The following is a 6,448-nucleotide window of genomic DNA, read 5'->3' as shown; positions in this document are numbered from 1 at the left end:
CGCCACTAGGCCTAGTGTTCTAGCGGTGCAGGCCAGAGGCTTGCGATTAGTAGACACGGGGCACAGCCCCGCGCCATGGCTACCTACTAAGCGTTGGCGAGGGCGCGGTCGAGATGTACGTAGCCGCCGTCTACGTGCACGATCTGGCCGGTGGTATGGCTGCTGCGCGGTGAGAGTAGGAATGCGGTAGTGTTGGCAATTTCCTCAGCCGTGGTCATGCGGTTTTCCAGCGGAATCTTGCTAGTGATTTCGTGGAGCTTCTCCTCGGGATTAGGTAGGGTTTGAATCCAAGTTTCGTAGGCGGGCGTCCAGCACTCGGCCACCACCAAAGCATTCACGCGGATGCCGTATTTCAGCAGTTCCACGGCCCATTCGCGGGTGAGGGCGTTGCGGCCGCCGTTGGCCGCGGCGTAGGCCGAGGTATTGCCCTGGCCCGTTTCGGCGGTTTTGGAAGTGATGTTCAGAATAGCTCCCTTCGACTTTTTTAGCTCTGGCAGGGCGTAGTGAGCCAGCAGGTAGTAATGCACCATGTTACGGTGCAGGCTGCGCATAAACAGCTCATACGTACCGTGTTCCAGGCTCACGCCGTCGTTCACGCCGGCGTTGTTCACCAGGCCATCGATGCGGCCAAATTGCTCTACTACGGCTTGCACGGCGCGGGCGCACTCGGCGGGGTCCGATAGCTCGGCGACTACCTGGCCGGCCTGGCCGCCCGCGGCAGTTACGTCGGCTACCACTTGCTGGTTATCGGTTTCGTTGCGCCCAATGATAACCGGAATGGCCCCTTCGACAGCCAGCACCCGCACAATACCTTCGCCGATGCCCTTGGCCCCGCCGCTAACGATAATAACCTGATTCTGAAGTTGTAAATCCATGGGGTGGGAGGTTGTAGACTATTTGAGTTGATGATTGAGCAATGTAGAGACGCATATTTGCGTCTCGTCAGTCGCGCCATTTGTACCACGTTGGAGTCATTCGGACAGTAATATGCATCCGGTCGTTCAACGACGAGACGCAAGTATGCGTCTCTACACCGTTCCAGCTCGAATAGCCTTTAAAGTCGGTAGAAAGCGGTGGCGTTTTCGCCCCAAAATTGAGCTTGCTCAGCGGCCGAAAAGGTGCGGAGGTAGCCTTCAACCAACTCCAACATGCGGGCGTAGCCCCCGGCCACGTTGCACACGGGCCAGTCGGAGCCAAACAGGAGCCGCTGGGGTCCAAAGGCTTCGAATACCACGTCGAGGTAGGGATGGAAGTCCTGGGGCTGCCAGTGTTGCCAGTCGGCCTCCGTGACCAGGCCGGACACCTTGCACAGCACGTTTTCGTGCGCGGCTAGTGCCCGAATGTCCTGGGCCCACGGTTCCAGCGTGCCGGCTTTGATGAGGGGCTTGGCCAGGTGGTCGACCACGAAGGGCTGGGTAGGGAAAGCCTCTACCAGCTCGGCGGCGTAGCCGAGCTGGTCGGGCAAAATTAGTAGATCGTAGGTGAAGCCCGCGTCGAACAACGCCGCGAGCCCGCGCCGAAACGCGGGCCGTAGCATCAGGGCGCGGTCTTCCTCACCTTGTAACACGTGCCGAAAGCCTTTCAGCTTCTCAGACTGCGCGTAGTGGGCTAGGCGCTCAGCCACGTTGTCGCCCTGCAAATCCACCCAGCCCACCACCCCCCGGATAAAGGCATGCTCGTTGGCCAGCGTCAGCAGCCAGTCGGTTTCGGCCTCGCTTTGGTTGGCCTGCACCGCCACGCAGCCATCCAGGTTGTGCTGTTGGAGCAGCGGCGCCAGATCGGCGGGGAGGAAGTCGCGCCGGATGGCGGCCATGTCGGGCGTTATCCAGGCGTCGCGCACGGCATCAAAATGCCAGAAATGCTGGTGGGCGTCAATTCTGGCCATACGCTTTCACTTGCTGGCGGGCGGTGCCCAGGCCGTCGATACCCAGCTCCACCACGTCGCCGGGCTTCAGGTACACGGGTGGGTTGAAGCCCAGCCCTACCCCGGCCGGCGTGCCGGTGGAGATGATGTCGCCGGGCAGCAGGGTCATGAATTGGCTGAGGTAGGAAATCAGGAAGGGAATCTTGAAAATGAGGTTGGCAGTGGTGCCGTCCTGCATCATTTTACCGTTCACCGACAGCCACAAACGCAGGTTGTCCACGTCGCCTACCTCGTCGGGGGTAGCCAAAAAAGGCCCTACCGGCGCGAAGGTGTCGCAGCCCTTGCCCTTGTCCCAGGTGCCGCTGCGTTCTAACTGAAACTCCCTTTCCGACACGTCGTTGTGCAGGGCGTAGCCGGCAATGTAGTCGGCTGCGTCGGCCTCTTCTACGTAGCTGGCGCGCTTGCCAATCACCACGGCCAGCTCCACTTCCCAGTCGGTTTTCACCGAGTTTTTGGGAATAATGATGTCGTCGTGCGGGCCGATGTAGGAGGTGGTTGATTTCATAAACAGCACTGGCTCAGGCGGGGGCGTGGCGCCGGTTTCCTTGGCGTGGTCGGCGTAGTTGAGGCCGATGCACAGGATTTTAGACGGCCGCGCTACCGGCGGTCCTAGCCGCTCGCCATCAGCGAGAGGCGTGAGCCGGCCTTCGTGACTTTGGACAAACTCGGCGAGGCGTTGTAAGCCATCGTTGGCAAAAAACGCCTCGTTGTAGTCCTCGCCAAAGGCTGATACATCATAGGGCTGGTCGTGGAGTAGAATACCGGGTTTTTCATGGCCGGGCTGGCCGTAGCGGATCAGTTTCATGCAATCAGGGAAAGAGAGAATAGAACGTTTCGGACCGCATACTATCAAAAAAACAGCAAGTGCAGGTCCCTTCCATCTTCTGAGCCAATAAGCTACGGTCCGCAATGCAGCCTACCCTCCTGGCCCATCCTGTGCATGGAAAGCGAACCAAACCGCCGAAAACGGACGAAAAGGCAGCTAGAAAGAACCAGATCCGCGGCTCTTCGATCCATAACTTTTTACGAGTTTTGGGTTTATTGATCTGTTTTCACTTTTCCCATTACGCATGCACACCTCCTCCATCCAACAGAATATCCTGAGCGAACTGGACCACGAGCTAGCTAGTACCCGCCGGGTGCTAGAACGCGTCCCCCACGACCAAGCCGATTACCGCCCGCACCCCAAGAGCATGACGCTCTGGCAACTGGCTACGCACGTGGTAAACCTGCTGGCGTTCAAGCAGCTGTTTGTAGAGCATGCCTCCCGCGATTTCCTTGACTCCAACGGCCCGAAGCCCGGCCCCACGCCCACCAGCCAAGAAGAATTGCTGGCGCGCTTCGACGAGCACAGCGCTACCCTTCGCCAAGCGCTACAAGCCTCCGACGACGAAAAACTGACCGACAGCTTCCGCCTGCACCGCGGCGAGCATACCATTTTTGAGTCGCCCAAAGCCACGGCCATCCGCCTGATGGGCCTCAACCACAGCATTCACCACCGCGGCCAACTCACCGTGTACCTGCGCCTGCTCGATATTCCGATACCCGGTCTCTATGGCCCTAGCGCCGACGAGAAGTAGGGATTAGAAATGCTGGGATGGCGCGAGGCACAGCCCCGCGCCATCCCAGCATTTAATCCTTCTTTTTAATTGAAAACACTTGCTCGCCGGCAATCCAGGTTTGGCGCACTTTGGCAGCGCGCAGCTTGTCGTTGGGGGCTTGCAGCAAGTCCGTATCTAGTACCACAAAATCGGCGGCCATGCCGGGCTTGATCTGGCCTTTCTGTTTTTCCTCGAAGGCGGCGTGGGCGGCCCAGGTGGTCATGCCGCGCAGAGCGTCGGGGCGACTCAGGGCATTGCTCATCTGAAAACCGCCAGTGGGGTAGTTCTTGGCGTCTTGCCGGGCCACGGCCGCATGGAAGCCATAGAGCGGGTTGATGTCCTCCACCGGGAAGTCGCTGCCCAGCGCTACCTGGCCGTATTGCTTCAGTAACTCCTGGTAGGCGTAGGCGGTTTCGAGGCGTTGCTGGCCCAGCCGCTCGCCGGCCCAGTACATATCGGAGGTGGCGTGGGTAGGCTGAATGGAGGGCACAATGTGATACTGACCAAACTTCGGAATATCAGCCCGGCTGACCACCTGGGCGTGTTCGATGCGCCAGCGCCGGTCGGTTTGGCCTTGGAGCGCGGCGCCGTAAATATCCAGGAGTAAGCGGTTGCTAGAGTCGCCGATGGCGTGGGTATTCATCTGAAACTTGGTGGCAGCCAATTCTTTCGCTAAGTCGCGGTAGTACTCGGGGTGTTGGAGCAGGAAGCCGGTTTCCTCGGGGTGGTCGGTGTAGGGCGCCAGCAAACTAGCGCCGCGCGAGCCCAGCGCTCCGTCGGCGTACACCTTAAAGGAGCAGATGGTCATCCGGTCCTGAAACATCGGGCCTTTGGGTAGGTAATAGGTCTTGTTTTCGGGGGTAGGGTTGAGCATGGCGTAGAGGCGCAGCTTCAACTTACCGAGCTTCTGCAAGGCGGCCATGCGCTCAATGTCGGCGCGGTCCAGACCGGCATCGGCGAGGCTGGTGAGGCCCACGGCCACGCAGTTCTGCTGGGCTTGCAGCAGGGCCTCTTCGGCCTCGGTAGGGGTAGGGTCCGGCACTCTAGCCGATACCAGCTTCACGGCGTTATCCACCAGCAAGCCCGTAAGCTTGCCCTGACGGTCGCGACCAATCACGCCGCCACTAATAGGCGTGTTGGCCGTGATGCCGGCCAAATCGAGGGCAGCTTGGTTGGCCAGGGCAGCGTGCCCATCCACACGGGTAATGAACACGGGCGTGCCGGGAAACAGCGCGTCTAGGGTGTCTTTGGTAGGAAATTGCTTGCGGGGCCAATCGTTTTGGTCCCAGCCACGACCCGTAAGCCAGGTGGCATTGGGCTGCTCCTGGTGGTGCTGGGTCAGGCGTCCTACCACCGCAGGCCACGATTCGGTGCCTACCAGGTCAGCGGAGCGCAGGCCCAGGGCGTAGCGGTAGAAGTGGCAGTGTGCGTCGTAGAAGCCGGGGTAGATGAACTGGCCGTTGGCATCCACTTCCTCCTTCGCCTGATACTTCGCCCGCAACGCATCGGCTGCGCCCACTGCCACAAACTTGCCGTCCTGCACCACAAACGCCTGCGCTTTGCTGAAGGTGGAGTCAACGGTGTACACGGTGGCGTTGTATACCAGCAGATCGGCTTGCTGGCGGTTGGTAGACTGGCAACCCAGAAACGGAAGCAGGAACAGAAGCGGTAGTAGGCGTCGGGTCATAGAGGAAGGTAGAAAAGGAATCGAAAGGTACAATGCCTACCTGTTATCCCAACTCCACTTGTCATTGTCATCCTGAGCGTAGCGAAGGACCTTCTCACGCGAGAACGAGTCGTTGTTACGCCTGTTGTTCTACCGTGAGAAGGTCCTTCGCAAGCGGACACCAGATGAAAGATGACAGATAAGGTAGGGATAACAGATGATTACAACCCACAAAAAAAGCCCTGCCGGGTAGGGCAGGGCCGAAAGCGCAGGTAGGAACTCCCTACTCGAAGCGCATGTGCTTCACCGATTCGCCGGAGTTGCGCAGCTCCAGCAGCGACTCGATGCCGATTTGCAGGTGCGTGGTCACAAAGTCGGCGGTTACTTTCTTGTCGCTCTCGGACGTTTTCACGCCGTCGGGCGTCATAGGGTTGTCGCTCACCAGCAGCAGCGCGCCGTGCGGAATCTCGTTCACGAAGCCCACCGTGAAGATGGTGGCCGTTTCCATATCCACCGCCATGGCCCGAATCTGGCGCAGGTAGTCTTTAAAGGCCGTGTCGTGTTCCCACACGCGGCGGTTGGTGGTGTATACGGTGCCGGTCCAGTAGTCCTTTTCGTACTTCTTGATAGTAGAGGATACCGCACGCTGCAACCGGAAGGAGGGTAGGGCGGGAATCTCGGCGGGCAGGTAGTCGTCGGAAGTACCCTCGCCCCGGATGGCGGCAATGGGTAGGATCAGGTCGCCGAGCTTGGTCTTGCTTTTCAAGCCGCCGCACTTGCCCAGAAACAGCGCTGCCTTTGGCTTCACGGCTGATAGCAAGTCCATTACGGTAGCCGCCATGGGCGAGCCCATCCCGAAATTGATGATGGTGATGCCGTCGGCGGTTGCCGTTTGCATAGGCTTATCGAGACCTTGCACCTCTACCCCAAACTGCTCGGCAAACATGTGCACGTAGTTCAGGAAGTTGGTGAGCAGGATGTACTGCCCGAAGTCTTTCAAGGGTACGCCCGTGTAGCGTGGCAGCCAGTTTTCTACAATGTCAGCTTTTGTCTTCATAGAGTGGTTTTATAGTTAAGTTGTTGATTTTTGAATTTTTGATTTTCTGGTTAGTCATGCTTCGACTTCGCTCAGCATGACGTTCTTGTGACCCCACAGATTTTGGGTGCGGCCAAGTCGCTGGCTGTGAAAACAACCATTCAAGCATATAGCCATAAAACCATATATCCGGGTACAAAAAAACCGTCGGTCCCTGAAAA

The 6,448-nt window shown here is 58.8% G+C and carries 6 protein-coding genes; 1 reads left to right on the top strand and 5 read right to left on the bottom strand.

The genetic code is table 11. The features are described 5' to 3' along the window. Nucleotides 1-86: 86 nt before the first annotated feature. From KYK14_RS15535 to KYK14_RS15525, 3 genes are all read right to left on the bottom strand, one after another. Nucleotides 87-875: an L-fucose dehydrogenase gene (locus KYK14_RS15535; RefSeq protein WP_219160082.1), complete on the bottom strand. Its 789-nt coding sequence runs from the start codon at nucleotides 873-875 to the stop codon at nucleotides 87-89. Between the two features lie 179 nt (nucleotides 876-1,054). Further along, entirely contained in the window at nucleotides 1,055-1,885 is an 831-nt protein-coding gene (locus tag KYK14_RS15530) for an amidohydrolase family protein (RefSeq protein WP_219160080.1), read from the bottom strand. Next, nucleotides 1,872-2,729 carry a fumarylacetoacetate hydrolase family protein gene (locus KYK14_RS15525; RefSeq protein WP_219160078.1) on the bottom strand — a complete coding sequence of 286 codons (858 nt, stop codon included), beginning with the start codon at nucleotides 2,727-2,729 and terminating at the stop codon, nucleotides 1,872-1,874. The genes KYK14_RS15530 and KYK14_RS15525 overlap by 14 nt, the downstream gene beginning before the upstream one ends. A gap of 265 nt (nucleotides 2,730-2,994) precedes the next feature. Here KYK14_RS15525 and KYK14_RS15520 point away from each other — a divergent pair, with 265 nt between their 5' ends. Then, entirely contained in the window at nucleotides 2,995-3,504 is a 510-nt protein-coding gene (locus KYK14_RS15520; RefSeq protein ID WP_219160075.1) for a DinB family protein, read from the top strand. Nucleotides 3,505-3,556: 52 nt separating this feature from the next. Here the strand turns inward: KYK14_RS15520 and KYK14_RS15515 are convergent, their stop codons facing one another. Further along, nucleotides 3,557-5,212 carry an amidohydrolase gene (locus KYK14_RS15515; protein WP_219160073.1) on the bottom strand — a complete coding sequence of 552 codons (1,656 nt, stop codon included), beginning with the start codon at nucleotides 5,210-5,212 and terminating at the stop codon, nucleotides 3,557-3,559. A 262-nt stretch (nucleotides 5,213-5,474) separates the two neighbouring features. Continuing rightward, entirely contained in the window at nucleotides 5,475-6,248 is a 774-nt protein-coding gene (locus KYK14_RS15510) for an AMP nucleosidase (RefSeq protein WP_185283062.1), read from the bottom strand. Nucleotides 6,249-6,448 lie beyond the last annotated feature (200 nt).

This window comes from Hymenobacter profundi (assembly GCF_019334315.1).
In the GTDB taxonomy this organism is placed as follows: Bacteria; Bacteroidota; Bacteroidia; order Cytophagales; family Hymenobacteraceae; genus Hymenobacter; species Hymenobacter profundi.
This window is presented reverse-complemented; position numbering and strand designations above follow the sequence as displayed.

What these genes read in the sequence shown, in the direction of transcription:
- KYK14_RS15535 (WP_219160082.1), bottom strand. Translation starts at nt 875, where the DNA reads ATGGATTTACAACTTCAGAATCAGGTTATTATCGTTAGCGGCGGGGCC.
- KYK14_RS15530 (WP_219160080.1), bottom strand. Translation starts at nt 1,885, where the DNA reads ATGGCCAGAATTGACGCCCACCAGCATTTCTGGCATTTTGATGCCGTG.
- KYK14_RS15525 (WP_219160078.1), bottom strand. Translation starts at nt 2,729, where the DNA reads ATGAAACTGATCCGCTACGGCCAGCCCGGCCATGAAAAACCCGGTATT.
- KYK14_RS15520 (WP_219160075.1), top strand. Translation starts at nt 2,995, where the DNA reads ATGCACACCTCCTCCATCCAACAGAATATCCTGAGCGAACTGGACCAC.
- KYK14_RS15515 (WP_219160073.1), bottom strand. Translation starts at nt 5,212, where the DNA reads ATGACCCGACGCCTACTACCGCTTCTGTTCCTGCTTCCGTTTCTGGGT.
- KYK14_RS15510 (WP_185283062.1), bottom strand. Translation starts at nt 6,248, where the DNA reads ATGAAGACAAAAGCTGACATTGTAGAAAACTGGCTGCCACGCTACACG.